The sequence below is a fragment of the Micromonospora sp. NPDC005172 genome (assembly GCF_040608555.1).
Classification (GTDB): Bacteria; Actinomycetota; Actinomycetes; order Mycobacteriales; family Micromonosporaceae; genus Micromonospora.
Window position 1 is genome coordinate 86,254 of record NZ_JBEXIL010000011.1, and the last position, 20,112, is coordinate 106,365.

General features: G+C 70.2%; 17 protein-coding genes. 7 read left to right on the top strand and 10 right to left on the bottom strand.

What is annotated here, in order from left to right; translation table 11 throughout:
• Positions 1-182: 182 nt before the first annotated feature.
• From ABZV06_RS10230 to ABZV06_RS10250, 5 genes are all read right to left on the bottom strand, one after another.
• Entirely contained in the window at positions 183-1,217 is a 1,035-nt protein-coding gene (locus ABZV06_RS10230; RefSeq protein WP_355620241.1) for a dipeptide ABC transporter ATP-binding protein, read from the bottom strand.
• Positions 1,201-2,229, bottom strand: a complete 1,029-nt coding sequence (locus ABZV06_RS10235; protein WP_355247055.1) for an ABC transporter ATP-binding protein — start codon at positions 2,227-2,229, stop codon at positions 1,201-1,203. The genes ABZV06_RS10230 and ABZV06_RS10235 overlap by 17 nt, the downstream gene beginning before the upstream one ends.
• Positions 2,230-2,296: 67 nt before the next feature.
• On the bottom strand, positions 2,297-3,253 hold the full coding sequence (locus ABZV06_RS10240) for an ABC transporter permease (RefSeq protein ID WP_355247058.1): 957 nt from the start codon (positions 3,251-3,253) through the stop codon (positions 2,297-2,299).
• Between the two features lie 152 nt (positions 3,254-3,405).
• Complete coding sequence (locus ABZV06_RS10245) at positions 3,406-4,344, bottom strand: ABC transporter permease (RefSeq protein WP_355247061.1); 939 nt, start codon at positions 4,342-4,344, stop codon at positions 3,406-3,408.
• A 200-nt stretch (positions 4,345-4,544) separates the two neighbouring features.
• Complete coding sequence (locus ABZV06_RS10250) at positions 4,545-6,146, bottom strand: ABC transporter substrate-binding protein (protein ID WP_355620243.1); 1,602 nt, start codon at positions 6,144-6,146, stop codon at positions 4,545-4,547.
• A 446-nt stretch (positions 6,147-6,592) separates the two neighbouring features.
• Here ABZV06_RS10250 and ABZV06_RS10255 point away from each other — a divergent pair, with 446 nt between their 5' ends.
• Positions 6,593-7,453 (top strand): bifunctional methylenetetrahydrofolate dehydrogenase/methenyltetrahydrofolate cyclohydrolase, encoded by an 861-nt coding sequence (locus tag ABZV06_RS10255; protein WP_355247066.1) that lies wholly within the window; start codon positions 6,593-6,595, stop codon positions 7,451-7,453.
• A 126-nt stretch (positions 7,454-7,579) separates the two neighbouring features.
• On the top strand, positions 7,580-8,530 hold the full coding sequence (locus tag ABZV06_RS10260) for a malate dehydrogenase (RefSeq protein WP_355247069.1): 951 nt from the start codon (positions 7,580-7,582) through the stop codon (positions 8,528-8,530).
• A gap of 144 nt (positions 8,531-8,674) precedes the next feature.
• On the opposite strand, the gene ABZV06_RS10265 is transcribed toward ABZV06_RS10260, so the two are convergent.
• Positions 8,675-9,562, bottom strand: a complete 888-nt coding sequence (locus ABZV06_RS10265; protein ID WP_355620246.1) for an MBL fold metallo-hydrolase — start codon at positions 9,560-9,562, stop codon at positions 8,675-8,677.
• A 137-nt stretch (positions 9,563-9,699) separates the two neighbouring features.
• On the opposite strand from ABZV06_RS10265, the gene ABZV06_RS10270 reads away from it, so the two are divergent.
• Positions 9,700-10,917, top strand: coding sequence for an NADP-dependent isocitrate dehydrogenase (locus tag ABZV06_RS10270; RefSeq protein ID WP_355620249.1), 1,218 nt, complete (start codon positions 9,700-9,702; stop codon positions 10,915-10,917).
• A gap of 313 nt (positions 10,918-11,230) precedes the next feature.
• On the opposite strand, the gene galT is transcribed toward ABZV06_RS10270, so the two are convergent.
• From galT to ABZV06_RS10290, 4 genes are all read right to left on the bottom strand, one after another.
• Positions 11,231-12,304 carry a galactose-1-phosphate uridylyltransferase gene (galT, locus tag ABZV06_RS10275; RefSeq protein WP_355248536.1) on the bottom strand — a complete coding sequence of 358 codons (1,074 nt, stop codon included), beginning with the start codon at positions 12,302-12,304 and terminating at the stop codon, positions 11,231-11,233.
• A complete protein-coding gene (locus ABZV06_RS10280) occupies positions 12,301-13,125 on the bottom strand; it encodes a DeoR/GlpR family DNA-binding transcription regulator (RefSeq protein WP_355620252.1) in 825 nt (274 codons plus the stop codon). The genes galT and ABZV06_RS10280 overlap by 4 nt, the downstream gene beginning before the upstream one ends.
• 111 nt (positions 13,126-13,236) lie before the next feature.
• Positions 13,237-14,766, bottom strand: coding sequence for an adenylyl-sulfate kinase (gene cysC / locus ABZV06_RS10285; RefSeq protein WP_355620255.1), 1,530 nt, complete (start codon positions 14,764-14,766; stop codon positions 13,237-13,239).
• An 88-nt stretch (positions 14,767-14,854) separates the two neighbouring features.
• Positions 14,855-16,369: a glycosyltransferase gene (locus tag ABZV06_RS10290; RefSeq protein WP_355620258.1), complete on the bottom strand. Its 1,515-nt coding sequence runs from the start codon at positions 16,367-16,369 to the stop codon at positions 14,855-14,857.
• Positions 16,370-16,594: 225 nt separating this feature from the next.
• Here ABZV06_RS10290 and ABZV06_RS10295 point away from each other — a divergent pair, with 225 nt between their 5' ends.
• The 4 genes from ABZV06_RS10295 to ABZV06_RS10310 all read left to right on the top strand — a co-directional run bounded on the left by ABZV06_RS10295 (position 16,595) and on the right by ABZV06_RS10310 (position 20,094).
• Complete coding sequence (locus ABZV06_RS10295; protein WP_355248525.1) at positions 16,595-17,509, top strand: ABC transporter ATP-binding protein; 915 nt, start codon at positions 16,595-16,597, stop codon at positions 17,507-17,509.
• Entirely contained in the window at positions 17,502-18,404 is a 903-nt protein-coding gene (locus ABZV06_RS10300; RefSeq protein WP_355248522.1) for an ABC transporter permease, read from the top strand. The genes ABZV06_RS10295 and ABZV06_RS10300 overlap by 8 nt, the downstream gene beginning before the upstream one ends.
• Complete coding sequence (locus tag ABZV06_RS10305) at positions 18,404-19,318, top strand: ABC transporter ATP-binding protein (RefSeq protein WP_355620260.1); 915 nt, start codon at positions 18,404-18,406, stop codon at positions 19,316-19,318. The genes ABZV06_RS10300 and ABZV06_RS10305 overlap by 1 nt, the downstream gene beginning before the upstream one ends.
• Positions 19,319-19,383: 65 nt before the next feature.
• Positions 19,384-20,094, top strand: a complete 711-nt coding sequence (locus ABZV06_RS10310; RefSeq protein WP_355620263.1) for an ABC transporter permease subunit — start codon at positions 19,384-19,386, stop codon at positions 20,092-20,094.
• Positions 20,095-20,112: the final 18 nt, after the last annotated feature.

A 20,112-nucleotide genomic window follows, 5' to 3' on the forward strand; every position in this document is an offset into this window, starting at 1 on the left:
GACTTCCCGGCCCTCCGGCCTCCCGCCCTCCCGGCCCTCCGGCCTCCCACCGGTTGATCATGAAGTTATTGCCCTGACACGCCGATGTGCAGGGCAACAACTTCATGATCAACCGGCGGAGGCGGGAGGCGGGAGGCGGGAGGCGGGCGGCGGGAGGCGGGAGGGGGCCGGTGGGGCGGGGGTCAGGCTGTGGTGGGGGAGCGTAGTTCGGCGAAGTGGCAGGCGGACGGGTGCGGGTCGGCCGCTCTCGGGACCGTCTGCGGGTCCTCGACGGCGCAGATGTCCTGGGCCTTCCAGCAGCGGGTGCGGAAGTGGCAGCCGCTCGGTGGGTCGGCCGGGCTCGGCACGTCACCGACCAACCGGATCATGGTGCGCTGGTCGCGTACCTCCGGGTCCGGCACCGGCACGGCCGAGAGCAGCGCCTGGGTGTACGGGTGGGTGGCGCGCTCGTAGATCTCGTCCTCGGTGCCGATCTCGACGATCCGACCGAGGTACATGACCGCGACCCGGTCGGCGATGTGCCGCACCACGGACAGGTCGTGGGCGATGAAGATGTACGACAGCCCGAACTCGTCCTGGAGCTGCTCCAGCAGGTTGATCACCTGGGCCTGGATGGAGACGTCCAGCGCCGAGACGGGCTCGTCGCAGACGATCACCTCGGGCCGCAGCGCGAGCGCCCGGGCGATGCCGATGCGCTGACGCTGACCGCCGGAGAACTGGTGCGGGTACCTGTTGATGTGCTCCGGGTTCAGCCCGACGACGTCCAGCAACTCCTGGACCCGCTTGGCCTTGCTGCCCTTGGGGGCGGCGTCCGGGTGGATCTCGAACGGCTCGCCGATGATGTCGCCGACAGTCATCCGTGGGTTCAGCGACGTGTACGGGTCCTGCATGACCATCTGCATGTTGCGGCGCAGTCGACGCAGCTCGGACCCGGACGCCTTGAAGAGGTCCTTACCCTCCAGGGTGGCACTCCCGGACGTGGGCGTCTCCAGCCGCATCAGCAGCCGGGCGAGGGTCGACTTGCCGCAGCCGGACTCGCCGACCACGCCGAGCGTCTCGCCCCGGCGCAGCTCGAAGCTGACGCCGTCGACGGCCTTGACGGCGCCGATCTGCCGCTGGAAGAGCACACCCTGACTGATCGGGAAGTGCTTCACCAGGTTGTCGACGGAGAGGATGGTCTCGCCCCGGACCTTGGCGGAGCTAGCGGGCGCTGTCATCACGGACCTCCTGCGCGAAGTGGCAAGCGCTGGTCCGGCCGTCGCCGAGGACCAGGTCGTGCGGCACCACGTCCACGCAGACCTGCTGCACGTACGGGCACCGGGGGTGGAAGGGGCACCCGGAGGGGATGCGCATCAGGTTCGGGGGCAACCCCTTGATCGTCGACAGTTCCTGGCCGCGGACGTCCAGGCGCGGGATCGATTCCAGCAACCCCTTGGTGTACGGGTGGGCCGGCGCCTTGTAGAGGGAGCGGACGTCGGCGTGCTCGACGATTCGACCGGCGTACATGACGGCGATCCGGTCCGCGACACCGGCGACCACGCCCAGGTCGTGGGTGATCAGGATCATGGCCATGTTGAGGTCCCGGCGCAGGTCGGCCAGCAGGTCCATGATCTGGGCCTGCACGGTGACGTCGAGCGCGGTGGTGGGCTCGTCGGCGATCAGCACCTTCGGGTCCAGCGCCAGTGCCATGGCGATCATGACGCGTTGGCGCATGCCGCCGGAGAACTGGTGCGGGTAGTCGCCGATCCGCTTGGCGGCGCCGGGGATCTTGACCAGGTCCATCAGCTCGACGGCGCGGCGGCGGGCGTCACCCCGGGACATTCCGGAGCGCTGGCGCAGCGTCTCGCCGATCTGCCAGCCGACGGGGAACACCGGGTTCAGGGCGGACAGCGCGTCCTGGAAGATCATCGCGATCTCCTTGCCACGGACCTGCCGGCGCTGCTCCTCGGAGGCGCTGAGCAGGTCCTGACCCCGGTAGAGGATCTGGCCGGAGCGGACGAACGCGGGCGGGGTATCCAGGATGCCCATGATCGCCTGTGCGGTGACCGACTTGCCGGAGCCGGATTCACCGAGGACGGCGAGGGTCTCCCCGGCGTCCAGGTGGTACGACACGCCGTTGATCACCCGGGCCACGCCCTCGTTGGTCCGGAACTCGACGTGCAGGTCCCGCAGCTCCAGCAGGTGGCCGCCCTCGGGAGTGGCAGAGGCGGGCGTGGGTTCGACGGTCATGACTGTGTCTGCCTTTCGCTCGCGACTGCGGGGCTCGCTTCGCTCACTCCTCGCGCTCGCATGGAAGTCACCGCAGCTTCGGGTCGAAGGCGTCACGGATCGCGTCGCCGAGCATGATGAACGCCAGCACGGTCAGCGCGAGGAAGGCCGACGGGACGATCAGCGGCGTCGCCGCCTCCCGCATGTGGATCCGGCCGGTGTCGATGTCCTGGCCCCACGAGATGGTCGGGGCCTTCAGGCCGATGCCCAGGAAGGACAGCGTCGCCTCGGCGGCGATGAACGACCCGAGCGCGATGGTCAGCACGACGATGGCGGGGGCCAGCGAGTTCGGCAGGATGTGCCGCCACATGATCCGGCCGTTGCCGGCACCGAGCATCCGGGCCGCCGCCACGTAGTCCTGCTCCTTGGCGGTGATCACCGAGGAGCGCACCACCCGGGCGGCGGTGGTCCAGCCCAGGATGGCCAGCACGAAGATCACCGCGGCGATCCGGGCGTTCTCGCTGTCGCTGGACACCCGCTTGAGCAGGACGATCGCCGCGAGCAGCAGCGGGATGCCGAGCACCACGTCGATCACCCGGGAGAGCACGGCGTCGACCCAGCGGCCGAAGTACCCGGCCAGCATGCCGACGACCAGCGCGATGATGCCGGTGCCGAGCGCGGCGAGCGCGCCGACCAGCAGCGAGGCCCGCGTGCCGTAGACCGCCCGGGAGTACGTGTCGCAGCCCTGGAAGTCGTACCCGAAGATGGCCCCGCCGGACGGCCCGGCGTGCTGGCGCGAGAGCAGACAGTCGTTCGGGCTGTTGGCGGTGAACACGCCGGGGGCGAGCGCCATCAGGGTGAAGACGACGACCAGCGCCAGCGAGATCCAGAAGATCGGGTTGCGGCGCAGGTCGCGCCAGGCGTCACCGGCCAGGCTGCGCGGCTTGTGCGGCGCGCCGACCTGGTTGGGTGTGCCGGGCTCGCCCGAGGGGCCACGCCGTGCGGCCTGGTTCTCGCTGGCCGCCACCGTTTCGAAGTCACTCATGCCGGCACCTCGCTGCGCTCGGCGCCGGCATGAGAGCCCAGGCACGCTGCGCTGATGATTCGTTCGCTGCGCTCACTCATGCCGGCACCTCGCTGCGCTCGATGCCAGCATGAGAGCCCAAGCACGCTGCGCTGATGATTCGTTCGCTGCGCTCACTCATAGCGGATCCTCGGGTCGAGTACGGCGTACAGGACGTCCACCACCAGGTTCGAGACCAGGTAGACCACGACCAGCACGCTGACGATGCCCACCACCAGGGGGCCGTCCTCGGTGCGGATGCCGCGGAAGAGGTTGAAGCCCACGCCGGGGATGTTGAAGACGCCCTCGGTGATGATCGCGCCGCTCATCAGGTTGCCCAGCTCCACACCGAGGAAGGTGACCACCGGGATGAGCGAGTTGCGCAGCACGTGGACGGTGACGATGCGGCGCTTGACCAGGCCCTTGGACCGCGCGGTCCGGACGTAGTCCGCGCGCAGGTTCTCGGCCACCGAGGTACGGGTCAGCCGCAGGGCGGTGGCCAGCGACAGCGAACCGAGCACGATGCCCGGCAGCAGCAGCGCGTAGAACGTCGGCTGGGAGCCGGCGGTGGGCGGGAAGAGCTGCCACTTGACGCCCAGGAAGTACTGGGCGAGCGGGGCCAGCACGATGGTCGGGATGCCGAGCACGAGCAGGGTCAGCACCAGCGTCGAGTTGTCGAAGATGCTGGCTCGGCGGATGCCGGCGACCACGCCCGCGCTGACCCCGAAGATGATCGCCACGGCGAGCGCGATGAGCGCGAGCTTGAGGGTGACCGGCCACGCCGCCTGGAGGATGTCGCCGATCTGACGGCCGGTAAGGGACTGGCCGAGGTCACCCTGGAGCAGGCTCTTGACGTAGTCGAAGTAGCGGTAGAAGAAACCGCCGACGCCCGTCGCGTCGAGGTGGTACTTCTCCGTCAGGTAGGCCCGTTGGGCCGGCGTCACCGGGCGTTCGCCCGCGAGGGCCTGGATGGGGTCGCCCTGGCCGGCGAACATCAGCGCGTAGACGATCAGGGTGGTCCCGAAGAACGCCAGGACCATCTGGAGTAGGCGCCGCAAGATGTAGCGGAACATGCTTAGCAGTCTCTCCGGAAATATGCGAAAGGGTCGCAGGACGGCATCTCTGGTCGTACCCGAAATATCCGAGACGTGCCGTCCGGCCCGGGGGAGGCCTGCGCCACCGACACCGGGGCCCGCGTGCGGGCCCGTGCCGGATAGCGCGGTCCGGGCCACCCGGGCGTCGTCGCCCGGGTGGCCCGCAACCGTTGGTCAGCTCAGCTGGCCGCTTCGATCTTGACGAGGTTGACCCGCTGGAACAGGTCCATCTGCACGTTCTTGACCTTGGACGAGTGGCCGAACACGTTCTCGCCGAAGCGGAGCGGGATCACCGGCATGTCCTTGGCCAGGATGTCCTCCGCCTGCTGGTACTTGGCGATCGCCTCGCCCTGCGTCTTGGCGGCGGAACCCTCCTTGACGAGCTTGTCGAACTCCGGGTTGCTGTAGCCGTAGTAGTTCGACGAGCCGTTCGTGCTGTACAGCGGGCCGAGGTAGTCCTCCATGCTCGGGTAGTCCATGACCCAACCCATGCGGAACGCGCCCACCGGCGTCTTCTTCTCGACCTTGGTCAGCAGGTCGGCGAACTTCGGCTCCGCGACACCGACGGCGTCGACACCGAGGTTGGCCTTGAGCTGGTTGACCGTGGCGTCGACCCAGTCCTTGTGACCGCCGTCGCCGTTGTAGGAGATGACGATCTTGGACGGGCCGCCGGCGGCCTGGTAGAGCTTCTTGGCCTCGGTCGGGTTGAACTCGCCCGCCGCGCCCGTGGTGTTCTCCCGGTAACCCGGCAGGACCGGCGAGACGAAGGAGCGCGCCGACTGCTGCGAGCCCTTGAAGACCGACTTGGTGATCTCGTCACGGTCGATCGCCATCGAGATCGCCTTGCGGACGTCCGGCTTGGCGTAGTCCTTGTCGAACGTCGGGAACGCCAGGAACTGGAACGACGACATCGGGCTGGTCTGGTACCGGTCGCCCAGGTCGGTCGGCGCGGTGCTCAGGCTCTCGGTCGGGATCGTCGGCAGCACGTCCAGGTTGTCGGCCAGGACGTCCGCGTAGGCCGCGGTGAGCTGCTGGTAGATCCGGAACTCGATGTCCTTGACCTTGGGCTTCTCACCCGGGTACGCGTCGTAACGCTCGACGTCGATCTTGCTGTCGTGCTGCCAGGTGCCCTTCATCTTGAAGGGGCCCTGCCCGATCGGTGCCTGCTCGTAGGAGTCCTTGAGCACGCCCGGCGCCGAGAACGCTGCGTCCGGCATCGGGTAGTACGCGGTGTAGCCGAGCATCGTGCGGAAGTCGATGTACGGCTCGGAGAGTGTCACGGCGAAGGTCAGGTCGTCGACCTTCTTCAGCCCGGACAGCTCCTTGGCCTTCGGCTCCTTGCCCTGCAGGTCGGCGTACCCAGCGATCTTCTCGAAGAAGAAGTTGCTGTCCTGACCGTTGGGGGCGTACGCGCCGTAGTTCCACGCGTTGATGTAGTCCTCGGACGTGACCTTCTCACCGTTGTGGAAGGTGAAGCCGTCCTTCAGCTTGATCGTCCAGACCTTGTTGTCGGACGAGGTGATCGACTGCGCGGCGACCTCGTACGGCTTGTTCTGGGCGTCGTAGTCGACGAGCGGGCTGAACAGGCCGGTGAGGACCTGCGCGCCGGACGTCTCGGTGGTGTTGGTGGGAACCAGGTGCTTCGGCTCGCCGATCTGGATGCTGACGGCCGAGGTGCCACTGCCGCCGGATCCACCGTCTCCGCCGCTGCCGCAGGCCGCGAGGCCCAGCGTCACCGCGAGCGGGAGGGCGGTCCAGGCGGCGAGTCTACGAACTCGCATAGAGCCTCCTCATCTCCTCACGCTGCGCAGTCAGGCCCGACGCTGGGTTTACGCTGCGCAACAAGCGGCAACGGTAGGTCGGCTACCGGCAGTCGACAACGGCCCGGTTGCGGGCGCGTAACGGTCCGAGGACACCTTGCTTGCGCCGCCCTGCATGACGTGCTACCCCAAACCGGACAGGTGGCGCTGGGCTGCGCAATCGTCGACGCGCCGGGCCCTCTTCGTGCTCGGCTGAGATGGATTCATCGCCCTTCGGCGCGTCGTCCCCTCTCCACCTCCCGGGTGGACGTCGACCGTTTCGGCCGTGATCGAATACACGCGACGTCACTCATAGTGATGAAATGCACGTCACTCTTCGTTACCGATTCCGGTGTGACCGGGGCCTCGACGGCCGTCCGGAATGAGGTCCCGGGATCGCCGGCTACCGGACATGAGACGATCTGGGCGTGACGGCGACGCTTCTGGACGGCAAGGCGACCGCAGGCGAGATCAAGGACGAGCTGCGGACACGGGTGAAGGCTCTCGCGGAGCGCGGCATCACCCCCGGTCTCGGCACGGTCCTGGTCGGGGCCGACCCGGGAAGCCAGGCGTACGTCAACGGCAAGCACCGCGACTGCGCCGAGGTGGGCATCGCCTCGATCCGCCGGGAGCTGCCGGCCGATGCCACCCAGCAGCAGGTCGACGACGTGATCGCCGAGCTGAACGCCGACCCGGCGTGCCACGGCTACATCGTCCAGCTGCCGCTGCCCGCCCACCTCGACACTCAGCGGGTGCTGGAGCTGATCGACCCGGACAAGGACGCCGACGGTCTGCATCCGGTCAACCTGGGCCGCCTCGTCCTCGGCTACGACGGCCCGCTGCCCTGCACCCCGCGCGGCATCGTCGAGCTGCTCCGCCGCCACGACGTCGCGCTGCGCGGCGCCACCGTAGCGGTCGTTGGCCGGGGCAACACCGTCGGCCGTCCGCTTGGCCTGCTGCTGACCCGTCGCAGCGAGAACGCGACGGTCACCCTGTGCCACACCGGCACCCTGGACCTCGCCTCGCACACGCGCGCCGCCGACATCGTCATCGTCGCTGCCGGCGTACCGGGTCTGCTCACTCCCGACATGATCAACCCGGGTGCGGTGGTCGTGGATGTCGGCATCACCCGGGTGATCGGCCCCGACGGCAAGGGCCGCTACACCGGGGACGTCGACCCGGAGGTGGCGGAGACGGCCGGCGCGCTCGTCCCGATGCCCGGCGGTGTCGGCCCGATGACCCGCGCCATGCTGCTGACGAACGTGGTGGAGCGCGCCGAGCGCGGCTGATCCGTGCGCCGGTGACGCCGGTGACGTTCGCCCCATCCCGGCGATGGCCGCCGCCCCTGGCCCGTTCGGTGCCAGGATGACTGATACGGTCCGGAAAACCGACTGGTATCAGGGAGTGGGACGACCATGGGTAAGAAGGTCACTGTCGTCGGGGCTGGCTTCTACGGCTCCACCACCGCACAGCGCCTGGCCGAGTACGACGTCTTCGACACCGTCGTGATCACCGACATCGTGGAGGGCAAGCCGGCGGGCCTCGCGCTCGACCTCAACCAGTCCCGGGCCATCGAGGGCTTCGAGACCAAGGTGCTCGGCGTGACCACCGGCCCGAACGGTGAGGGCTACGAGGCCATCGAGGGCTCCGACGTCGTCGTCATCACCGCTGGCCTGCCCCGCAAGCCGGGCATGAGCCGGATGGACCTGCTGGAGACCAACGCCAAGATCGTCCGTCAGGTCGCCGAGAACGTCGCCAAGTACGCCCCGAGCGCCGTCGTCATCGTCGTCTCCAACCCGCTGGACGAGATGACCGCCCTGGCGCAGATCGCCACCCAGTTCCCCAAGAACCGGGTGCTCGGCCAGGCCGGCATGCTCGACACCGCCCGGTTCAGCAACTTCGTCGCCGAGGCGCTGAACGTGCCCGTGGCGTCCGTACGCACGCTGACCCTCGGCTCGCACGGCGACACCATGGTTCCGGTGCCGTCGAAGAGCACCGTCAACGGCAAGCCGCTGCGTGACGCCATGCCGGCCGAGCAGATCGAGGAGCTGGTCGTCAAGACCCGCAACGGCGGCGCCGAGGTCGTCGCGCTGCTCAAGACCGGTTCGGCGTACTACGCCCCGTCCGCCGCCGCCGCTCGGATGGCGAAGGCCGTGGCCGAGGACTCCGGCGACGTCATGCCGGTCTGCGCCTGGGTCGACGGCGAGTACGGCATCTCCGGCGTCTACCTGGGCGTCGAGGCCGAGATCGGCGCCGAGGGCGTCCGTCGGGTCGTCGAGACGGACCTGGACGCCGACGAGCGCGCCAGCCTCCTCGAGGCGGCCGAGGCCGTCCGCGCGAAGCAGGGCGACATCTCCAGCATGTAGTACCCCAGCGAGACGAACGAAGGGCGCGCCGGCCAAGCCGGCGCGCCCTTCCCACACTCCACCCCCCCGCCCGGCCCCGCACCCCGATACACGCGTCGATCATGAAGTTATTGCTCGGACACGCCGGGTGCGGAGGCAATAACTTCATGATCGACGGGAGCGAGGCGGGGGCGGTCCGGGGGGAGGCGGGGGCGGTCCGGGGGGAGGTGGGGGCGGTCCGGGGGGAGGTGGGGTAGGCGGGGGGGTGAAGGGGGTGCCTAGGTGGGGGGTGGCCAGCAGGGTGGGGGAGTGGGTGTGCAGGGTGGTTAGGCGGGAGGCTCTTGCTTCGTCGGGGTCCTCCTCGTGGGCGTACGCCAGGGTGGGGTCGACGAGTTGTACGGCGTGCACTAGGAGGTCGCCGGTGAGCAGCAGGCGCTCGTCGGCCACCGTCAGGAGCACCGACTGGTGGCCGGGGGTGTGGCCAGGAGTGGACAGCAGTCGTACCGCCGGGGTGAGGTCTGCCTCGCCGTCGACCACCCGGAGCTGGCCGGCGGCGCGCAACGGCGCGATCAGGCCGGCCGGTAGGCCCGGGTTGAGCGCCCGGGCCGCGTCCACCTCGGCGCGCTGGAGCAGGTAGCTCGCGTTCGGGAAGTACGGCCTGCCGGGCGTGCCGGTGACCGCCCAGCCGATGTGGTCGCTGTGCAGGTGGGTCAGCACGACCGTGTCGACGTCGGCGGGATCGATGCCGGCGGCGGTCAGTTCGGCGGGTAGCCGGCCGGGTACCGGCGCCCAACTCGCGGCGGGTGCGCCGGCCGGGCCGATCCCGGCGTCGACCAGGGTCACCGGCCCGTCGCCGGAGCGGATCGCGAAGCTCCGGAACGGCAGCCACCACTGCCCGTCCGAGGTGACCGAGGTGGGGTCGCGGCGGTCGGCCTCCGCCCACTGCGCGGCTGTGGCGTGCGGAAACGCCTCGTCGCGGGGCTGGAAGAAGCCGCCCTCGCCGTCGGTGAGCGCCGTGACCGTGATAGACCCGAAGGTGCGGCTCAGTGGCATCGCGCGATGGTGTCAGGGAACTGCTGTGTCGTGCAGCCCGGTTTCACCGGTCGGCAGAGGCCGGCTGGGGGCTGCCGGCCCAATTGCAGTACGCTCGTACTGCTTGAGCACGTGTCCCCCGAGAGGAGCGCCGGCCGATGGCGAAGATCAAGGTAAACAACCCGGTCGTGGAGCTCGACGGCGACGAGATGACCCGGATCATCTGGAAGCAGATCCGGGGGCAGCTGATCCTGCCCTACCTCGACGTCGACCTGCACTACTACGACCTGTCGATCCAGTACCGCGACGAGACCGACGACCAGGTCACCATTGACGCCGCCAACGCCATCAAGGAGCACGGCGTCGGCGTCAAGTGCGCCACCATCACCCCGGACGAGGCCCGGGTCGAGGAGTTCGGCCTGAAGAAGATGTGGCGGTCGCCCAACGGCACCATCCGCAACATCCTCGGCGGCGTCGTCTTCCGTGAGCCGATCATCATGTCCAACGTGCCGCGGCTGGTCCCCGGCTGGACCAAGCCGATCATCATCGGCCGGCACGCCCACGGTGACCAGTACAAGGCCACCGACTTCGTCGTCCCCGGCCCGGGCACGGTGACCATCACCTACACCCCGGCCGATGGCGGCGAGCCGATGGAGATGGAGGTCGCCAACTTCCCCGGCGGCGGCATCGCCATGGGCATGTACAACTACGACGAGTCGATCCGGGACTTCGCCCGGGCCTCGTTCCGGTACGGCCTGGACCGCAACTACCCGGTCTACATGTCGACCAAGAACACCATCCTCAAGGCGTACGACGGCCGGTTCAAGGACATCTTCGCCGAGGTGTTCGAGGCCGAGTTCAAGGCCGAGTTCGACGCTGCCGGCCTGACCTACGAGCACCGGCTCATCGACGACATGGTCGCCGCCGCGCTCAAGTGGGAGGGCGGGTACGTCTGGGCCTGCAAGAACTACGACGGTGACGTGCAGTCCGACACCGTCGCGCAGGGGTTCGGCTCGCTGGGTCTGATGACCTCGGTGCTGCTCTCCCCGGACGGCCGTACCGTCGAGGCCGAGGCCGCGCACGGCACGGTCACCCGGCACTACCGGCAGTACCAGAAGGGCGAGAAGACCTCGACCAACCCGATCGCGTCGATCTACGCCTGGACCCGGGGCCTGGCCCACCGGGGCAAGCTGGACGGCACGCCGGCGGTCACCGAGTTCGCCAACACCCTGGAGCAGGTCATCGTCGACACCGTCGAGGGTGGCCAAATGACCAAGGACCTCGCGCTGCTCATCTCGCGCGACGCCCCGTGGCTGAGCACCGACGAGTTCATGAACGCGCTCGACGAGAACCTGGCCCGCCGGCTCTCCGCCTGATTCGACAGCACCAGCACCGGAGCCCGTCGGCACCCGCCGGCGGGCTCCGCTGTGTCCGGCGGGCGACACGCCTGCGGCGTCACCCCGGCCCGGCACGTCTCGTTGACCAGGGTGGACGAGATGCCAGTCGCGTCCAGAAGGTTGACCGAGGTCGACCGCGGTGTGCGTGCCGATCAGCCAGCCTTCCCGGCTGTGTCGAGCACAGCCAGCCGTCCCTTCCCTGCGGGGGGCCCTGTCCCGGGCCCCCCGCGCCCTGTTTCCCAGCCCCCACGCTCGACCAGCCGGCCGACGCGCGGAAGCCCCGGCGGACCGGTCAGGCGGCGCGGAGCAGTTCGGCGGCGCGTTCGGGGGCGATGTCGTTGATGAAGACGCCCATCCCCGACTCGGAGCCGGCCAGGTACTTCAGCTTGTCCTTGGCGCGCCGGATGCTGAACAGCTGAAGGTGCAGGTGACCCAGCTCGCGGTCGATCCGCACCGGCGCCTGGTGCCACGCCGCGATGTAGGGCATCGGCATGTCGAACAGCCCGTCGAAGCGGCGCAGCAGATCCAGGTAGAGCGGCCCGAAGGCGTCCCGCTCGCCGTCGGTGAGCGCCGGGATGTCCGGCACCACGCGCCGCGGCGCGACGTGCACCTCGAACGGCCAGCGGGCCGCCGCCGGCACGAACGCCGTCCAGTGCTCGTTCTCGGTGACGACCCGGTCGCCGGCCGCGCGCTCGGCGGCCAACACGTCCGCGTACAGGTTGCCACCGGTCCGCTCGGCGTGCCGGCGGGCCGCCGCCAGCAACGCCCGGGTGCGCGGCGTCACGAAGGGGTACGCGTAGATCTGCCCGTGCGGGTGGTGCAGCGTCACGCCGATCTCGACGCCCCGGTTCTCGAAGCAGAACACCTGCTCCACCCCGGGCAGTTCGCCGAGCACCTCGGTCCGGTCGGCGAGCGCGTCCAGGACCGTGCGGACGCGACGCGGCGGGAGGCTGGCGAAGGAGGCGTTGTGGTCGGAGGTGAAGCAGACCACCTCGCACCGACCCACGCCCGGCCGGACCGGCGTGAACGGGGTGATCTCGCCGGGCTCGTCGGCGACCCGGCCGCTCAGCGAGGGGAACCGGTTCTCGAAGACCACCACGTCGTAGTCCGGCGCGGGGATCTCGGTCAGTCGGTCGCCCACGGACGGGTCGAGCGGGCACTCGTTGGCGGGCGGCAGGAAGGTACGGGTCTGCCGGTGCACGGCGACCGCCACCCACTCGTCGGCCAGCGGGTCGTAGCGCAGTTGCGACGCGGGTGGCGGCGGCGGCAGGTCGCGGCGGTCCGGCTGGTCGCGGACGGCGGCGTCGTCCTCGTCGAAGTAGATCAGCTCCCGGCCGTCGGCCAGGTCGATCGCGGTGCGCTTCACGGCGCCGTCCCCTCACTCGTCGGCGTGCGCGTCGCGCGGCCCGCCCTCGTCGCCTTAACCATGATCAATTGGCCCACCTGTTCGCCGAGTACCCGTCGCGCGGGCGGAGGCAACGCCTCGTCGCTGACCAGTACCTGGGCTGCCGCCAGCTCGACGATCGAGGAGATGCCGACCGTGCCCCACTTCGTGTGGTCGGCGAGCACCACCAGTTGGTCGGCTGCGGCGACCAACGCCCTGTCGATCTCGGCTTCCATCAGGTTGGGTGTGGTGAAGCCGGCGCGCTCGGTGATGCCGTGCACGCCGAGGAAGAGCAGGTCGAGGTGCAGCCGCCGGACGGCGGCCACCGCGAGCGGGCCGACCAGCGCGTCCGACGGCGTCCGCACACCGCCGGTGAGCACCACCGCCTGGTCGGGCCGACCCCCGGCGTGCAGGATCTCGGCCACCGGCAGCGAGTTGGTCACCACGGTCAGGCCCGGGACGTCCACCAGTCGGCGGGCCAGTTCGGCGGTGGTGGTGCCGGCGGAGAGAGCGACCGCCGCGCCGGGCCGGACCAGCAGCGCCGCCCGGTCCGCGATGGCGGCCTTCTCCGGCAGTTGTCGGACGGACTTGGCGTGAAAGCCCGGCTCGTCGGTCGAGCCGGGACCGGACGCGGTCGCCCCGCCGTGCACCTTGGCCAGCAGGCCGCGCTCGTGCAGCGTCTCCAGATCGCGGCGGATGGTCATGTCGGAGACGCCGAACTCGGTGGCCAGGTCGGTCACCCGGACACCGCCAGAGGCTCGGACCCGATCCAGGATGGCCGACTGCCGCTGTCGAGCGAGCATCCGCCGTGCCTCCCAGGGGTCCACGTACTCTCACGTGGTCGAACGTGTTCCAACAAAGATGAACACTAGCGCGTACCCGGCAGCGGCGGAAGAAAAGGGTGGTGCGTCGACTCAGGCGGACTGGATCTTCAACTCCACCCAGCCGGTCTCGGTCAGGTGGTCGAGGACGGCCTGCACCGCCTCCGCGACGCTCACATGGGTGGTGTCCAGCACCAGGTCCGCGTCCGTCGGCTCCTCGTACGGGTCGTCGATGCCGGTCATGCCGGTCAGCAGACCGGCACGGGCTCGCGCGTACAGGCCCTTGCGGTCCCGCTGCTCGCACACCTCGAGCGGAGTCGCGACGTGCACCAGCACGAAGCCCGCCCCGGCGGCCAGGGCCATCTCCCGTGCCGTGGCGCGGGCCGCGGCGTACGGGGCGATCGGGCAACAGATGCCCACACCGTGATGCCGGGCGATCTCGGCCGCCACCCAGCCGATCCGGCGGACGTTGAGATCCCGGTCGGCCTTGCTGAAACTGAGCCCGGCGGAGAGCTCTCGGCGAACCACGTCGCCGTCGAGGAGGGTCACCGTCCGGTCGCCGTTCTCCCGCAACGCGTCGGCCAGACTCCGCGCGACAGTGGACTTGCCGGAGCCGGAGAGGCCGGTCAGGAACACCACGACCCCCCGGTGCCGGCGCGGCGGCCGGGCCCGGGCCAGTTCCTTCGCCACGGCCGGCGGGGTGTGCCACTCGGGCAGCGGGAAGCCGCGGTCGAGCAGGTCGTCGATCTCGTCATGGGTCAGCGCGAGGCGACGGTTACGCGGCGGAATGTCCTCCCGCCAGCGCCACTGCCCGTCGCGGTTGTCGTACGCCAGCTCGCGGGGCACCAGCACCCGCAGACCCGCGCCGGAAAGCATCTCCCCGGTGGAGAGCAGGTGGGTGACCCCGTACGCGGCGGACACCCGGGCCCGCAGCAGAGCGTCGCTGATCTCGTCCCGGCGGTGCGACAGCGGCACCCCGACCAGGGTGGCCGGAGGCATCCGGTCCCGGGCGGCGAAGATCGTGCGTACCAGCGCCTCCGGGGCGAGGCCGCCCACACCGCCCTCGCCGATCGGAATCATCACCAGCAGGTGGGCGGCGAGGGTACGGGCGGCGTGTGCGATCTGGGCGAGCTGCGGCCGGTGCAGCGGACGGTCGGCGATGACCCCGAGCACCCGCCCCGGGGGCAGCAGCGCCCGGACCTCCTCGGGGCTGCGGCGCAGCCGTTGGAAGGGGCCGTGCGTGCCGTCGCCGAGCCGACGGAGGGCACCGCCCAGGCCCGCGACGCCCTCGCGCACCTGCCAGACGTCCGCCACGTCGAGGGCGGCCGCCGGGGCGCCCTCCCCGTCGGTCAGCACCAGAGCCCGACGGGCCTCGTCGCGCGGGTCGAAGCCCTGCGCCAGCGCGGCCGGCACCTGCAGGGTCACCGGAACCTGCCACGGCGTGCCGTCGGCCAGCCGGCCGCGTCGACTCACCGACACCAGGTCGGCGCGGGTCATGAAGCCGGTCAGGGGGGCGTACGCGCCGGTCAGCAGCAGCTCCAGATCCGCCAGCTCACCGGGACGCGGCGTGTACGCCGGCGCGTCCCGGAGCACCTCGTCGGGCAGCACCCAGCCGTTGCTCATCCACACCCCCCACTCGCTGACCGGCACACAGTTTCGCAGCCGACGGTCGATCGGTCGAGGCCGCCACTCCACGACCCGAGCGGTCGAGTCAGCGTCGTACCCGGCGACCCACCGCCGAGCGCAGCCAGTTCCAGACCTTCCGCTCGTCACGGATACGCGGAGCCGCGCCGTCGGCCGGGCAGATGAAGAGCAGCGGCAGTCGCGCGTCCTCGGTCCATCCGGCGTTGGTGATCCGTGCCTTGAGGAGCCAACTGCCCCGCGTGCGGCCACCGTTGAGAGTCCGGAAATCGATCGTGGTGGTGGCGCGGTGCACCAGGTGGACCGTCTCCGCGCCGCCCGGGCCGGCGACCCGCTCGATCTGGAACGTCACCGGCAGGAAGATCTCGTCGCCGGTCTCCCGGCGGCGGGCGACCACGTCCAGACGAGCCTTACGGACCTGCGTGGTGGAGTCGAGCACGTCGGGCGAGATCTCGTCGACCGGGAGTACGAGCACGTCGCGCCCGTCGTCGGCGCGGAAGCCGATCGGGTGGTTCGCGGAGCGCAGTTCGGCGGCCACGCTCACCGTGACGGCGTGCTCTTCCGGCTCGAGCGCGTCGATCCTGCCGTGCCCGGCGATGCCCGCCTCCCAGCGGGCCAACCGCCGAAGGTCCTCGACCCGGCCCCGCTCGACCAGGTAGGCCACGGCCCGCTGCAACGGCGGCAGGCCTGCGGCGACCCCGGGGGCGAACCGCTCCTGAATGATCTTCTGGACCTCGCCGGCGACCTGGTCCACCCAGTCCTCGGGAGCGTCCAACAGCCGCTTGCCGCGCAGCCGGTTGATCATCTCGTTGCGCAGCCACCGCCGGTGCAGCCGGTCGCGCAGCGGCCCTGGCTCGGTGTGCGCGTCGACGACGTCCAGCGCGTCGCGCACGCTCGCGAAGTAGCTCGACGGCTCCAGCCGCGCGGCGGTCACGTTGCGGGCATCGGCCCGCTGCGCGTGGTGGTAGCAGGTGTAGTCGGACAGTACGCAGGTGCGGCGGGACGCGAAGTAGGCCCGCACGACCAGCGAATGGTCCTCCAGCCGCCGCTTGCCGCCCTCCGGGAACCGCAGCCCGTGCTCGTTGAGGAAGGAACGGCGGAACAACTTGTGGCAGGTCAGGCTGTCGATCAGCGGGGCGTTTTCCAGCGTGGCGTCGAAGCGGTTCTTGCGGAACAGCTCCCGGGGTACGCCGCGTCCGTGCCCGGCCATCTTGCCGATCACGAGATCCGCGTCGTACGTCTTCGCACAGTCGTAGAGCCGCTCCAGCGCCTGGTCGGCGAACCAGTCGTCGTCGTCGGCGAAGAAGACGTACTCGCCGCGGGCGCGCTCGATGCCGAGGTTGCGCGGGCGCGACGGCCAGCCCGAGTTCTCGATGTGCACAACGTGGATGTGCGGATGCTGGGCGGCGAGCCGGTCCAGCCGCTCACCTGTGTCGTCGGTGGATCCGTCGTCGACGAAGATCGCCTCGAACTCGTCGGACGGCAGTGACTGCCGCAGCAGCGACGACACCAGCTTCTCGATGTGGGGTCCGCAGTTGTACGCGGGCACCACGACACTCACCTTGGGGACGCCAACCTCGACCATCACGATCCTTCCCGCGTCGGCGGTCGAATATCCCCCGGAACACTGCCCGGTGAACGGGAAGTGAATCGTGCCACCCCGGAGTGGACTTTCCGGCGGCGGGGTCTGACCGAACGCGGGACCGGCGCAAACGTGCGGAGACCCTAGGGGTGTGCCGCGGCGAGGATCAGGGGAGCTCCGGGGGCGCGCCGGTGTCGACCGGGGGCATCGACTCCCTACGCTGGCCCTGTGACACTGATCGCGACCCAGTCGCTCACCAAGACGTACGGAGGTCGGGTCACCGCGCTCACCGACCTCACCGTCGCCGTCGAGCCCGGGATCATCGGCCTGGTGGGGGCGAATGGCGCCGGAAAATCCACCTTGATCAAGATCCTGCTCGGCCTGATCGCCCCGACCAGTGGTCAGGTCTCGGTGCTCGGCATCGACCCGACCACCGAATCGGCGGCGGTTCGTGCCCGCGTCGGCTACATGCCCGAGCACGACTGCCTCCCACCGGACCTGTCCGCCGCCGAGCTGGTCACCCACCTCGGTCGGATGAGCGGCCTGCCACGCACCGTGGCCCGCGAGCGCGCCTCCGAGGCGCTGCGCCACGTCGGGCTCTACGAGGAGCGCTACCGGCCGGTCGGCGGCTACTCCACGGGCATGAAGCAGCGGGTCAAGCTGGCCCAGGCGCTGGTGCACGACCCCGACCTGCTGCTGCTGGACGAGCCGACAAACGGTCTGGACCCGGCCGGGCGGGACGCCATGCTGGCGCTTGTGCACCGGATCGGCACCGAGTTCGGCATCTCCGTCCTGGTGTGCTCGCATCTGCTGGGTGAGGTGGAGCGCATCTGCGACACGCTGATCGCCATCGACGGCGGGCGCCTGCTGCGCGCGGACCACATCTCCGCGATGACCACGGCCACCGACGTGCTGGCCGTGGAGGTCAGCGAGGGCACCGAGGAGCTGGCCGCCCGACTCGCCGCGCTCGACCTGCCGGTGGCGCGCGACGGCCGACTGCTGCTCGTACCGCTCGCCGATGACAGTACCTACGACCTGATCCTCGGCGCGGTCGCCGAACTGGACCTGCCGCTGCACCGGCTGGACCAGCGCCGGCACCGGGTGGCCGAACTCTTCGCCACGAGGGAGCTCACCCATGCCTGAGCTGTCATCCGCCGTGCGGTCCACGCCCACCGGCGTCATCCACGACATCGGCTATCAGCGCTACGAGGGTCCCCGACTGGGCCGCCGGCACGTCTTCGGCGCGCTCTACCTGCACGGGCTGCGCGCGATCTTCGGGTTCGGCCGCAGCGCCAAGGCCAAGATCTTCCCGTGGTTGGTGATCGGCATCGTCACCCTGGTCGCGGTGGCCCTGGCCGCCGTACGCAGCCAGCTCGGTGAGCCGGTCGCCACGTACGCCCAGTTCGCCGACGCGATGAGCTGGCTGGTCCTGTTCTTCGTCGCGGTGGCCGCGCCGGAGCTGGTCTCCCGGGACCTGCGCAGTGGTGTGCTGCCGCTGTACTTCTCCCGCCCGCTGCCGCGCGCCGACTACGCGCTCGCCAAGTTGCTGGCGCTGGTCACCGGCCTCTGGCTGCTGCTCGGTGGGCCGCAACTGGTGATGTTCCTCGGTGCCGCGTTCACCACCAAGGACGGGCTGCGTGGCGTCTGGAACGAGCTGCTCGACCTGCTCCCCGGGCTGCTCTACGCCGGGTTGTGGGCGGTGGTCTTCGCCTCGGTCGGTTTGCTGGTCGCGTCCATGACCGGCAAGCGCGCGTTCGCCGCCGGTGGCGTGGTCGCGGTCTTCCTGATGACCACCCCGATCGTGGGCGTGCTGAGCATCCTGCCGTCCCGTGCGGCGAACGAGCTGGCGGGGCTGGCCTCGCCCTCCACCCTGGTGCAGGGGGTGGGCATCTGGTCGCTCGGTGACCTGCTGGTCCCCGACAACCAGGGCGGCCCGTCGATCGGTGGGTTCGGTCCGGTCTACGCCCTGGTCGCGGTGCTGCTGGTCGCCGGCGCGACCGCCCTCCTGCTGGCCCGCTACCGGAAGGTCGCCTCCTGATGAGCAGCACGCTGAGCCTGACCGGGGTGTCCCGGTGGTACGGCAACGTGGTGGCCGTCAACGACATCAGCATGACCCTCGGCCCCGGGGTGACCGGTCTGCTCGGCCCGAACGGCGCCGGCAAGACCACGCTGCTGCACATGATGGCCGGATTCCTCTCCCCGTCACGGGGCACGGTGACCCTCGACGACGAGCCGACCTGGCGCAACCCCGACGTCTACCGTCGGCTGGGCCTGGTCAGCGAGCGGGAGGCGGTGCAGAGCTTCCTCACCGCGTACGAGTTCGTGCTCGCCAGCGCCAAGCTGCACCGGCTGGCCGATCCGGCGGCGGCGGCCCGACGGGCCATCGACCTGGTGGAGCTGGAGTCGGCGCAGGACCGCCGGATCGGCACGTACTCCAAGGGCATGCGCCAGCGTGCCCGGGTGGCCGCCGCGCTGGTGCACGACCCGCAGGTGCTGCTGCTCGACGAGCCGTTCAACGGGATGGACCCGCGCCAGCGGCTACACATGATGGAGCTGCTGCACAAGCTGGGCGACTCCGGGCGGACGATCCTGTTCAGCTCGCACATCCTGGAGGAGGTCGAGCAGGTCTCCGGCACGGTGCAGGTGATGGTGGCGGGTCGATTGGCCGCCTCCGGCGACTTCCGGACCATCCGTCGGCTCATGACCAACCGGCCGCACGTCTTCGCGGTGCGTTCCACCGACGATCGGGCGCTTGCCGTCGCGCTGATCGCCGAGGCGTCGGTGAGCGGTGTCGAGCTGGACCGTACCGGCCTGACCGTGCGCGCCGGCGACTACGGCGCCTTCACCCGGGCGCTGCCCCGGATCGCCCTGCAGAAGGGCATCCGGGTGCGTCAGCTGGTGCCGTCCGACGAGTCCCTGGAGAGCGTCTTCTCCTACCTGGTGGAGGCCTGAGGTGAGTGCGAGGAGTGAACGAGCGCAGCGAGTGAGCCCCGCAGTCACGAACGAAAGAGGCTGAGATGTCGACCATTACCTGGATCACCGCGCGCGGGCTGTTCGGCCGGCGTCGGTTCCTGCTGCTGCTTCCCCTGCCGCTGGTCATGCTCGGCCTGGCCATCCTCTGCCGTTCGTTGGGCGTGGACCCGCGCGAGTGGGGTCCGCCGGTGCTGGTCGGCCTCGGCCTGGCGGTGGTACTGCCGGTGGTGGCCCTGATCATCGGCACGGGCGTGCTGGGCGCGGAGATCGACGACGGCACGGTGGTGCACATCCTCACCAAGCCGTTGCCGCGCTGGCAGATCGTGCTGCCGAAGCTCGCGGTCGCCGCCGGGGTGAGCGCGGCCACCGTCGCGGTGCCGCTCTACGTCGCGGGCGTGCTAGCCGATTCGGTACGCCTCGGACTGGCGCTCGCCGCCGCGTCCGCGCTCGGCGCGTTGGCGTACTCGGCGCTGTTCCTCGCGCTCAGCCTCGTCACCCGGCGTCCGGTGCTGCTCGGTCTCGTCTACGTGCTGATCTGGGAGGGGTTGCTGGGCAACTTCGTCAGCGGCACGAAGGTGCTCTCCATCCAGCAGTACGTGATCGCCCTCGCCGACCGGCTCGCTCCGAGCGGGCTGCTGGAGGCCAGCGTGTCGGTACCGGTCGCCGCGGTGATGACCGCGCTGGTGAGCGTCGGCTTCACCGTGCTGGCGATCGACCGCCTGCGTTCGTTCAGCGTGGCCGGCGAGACGAGCTGAGGGCGGTACGGGTGCGGC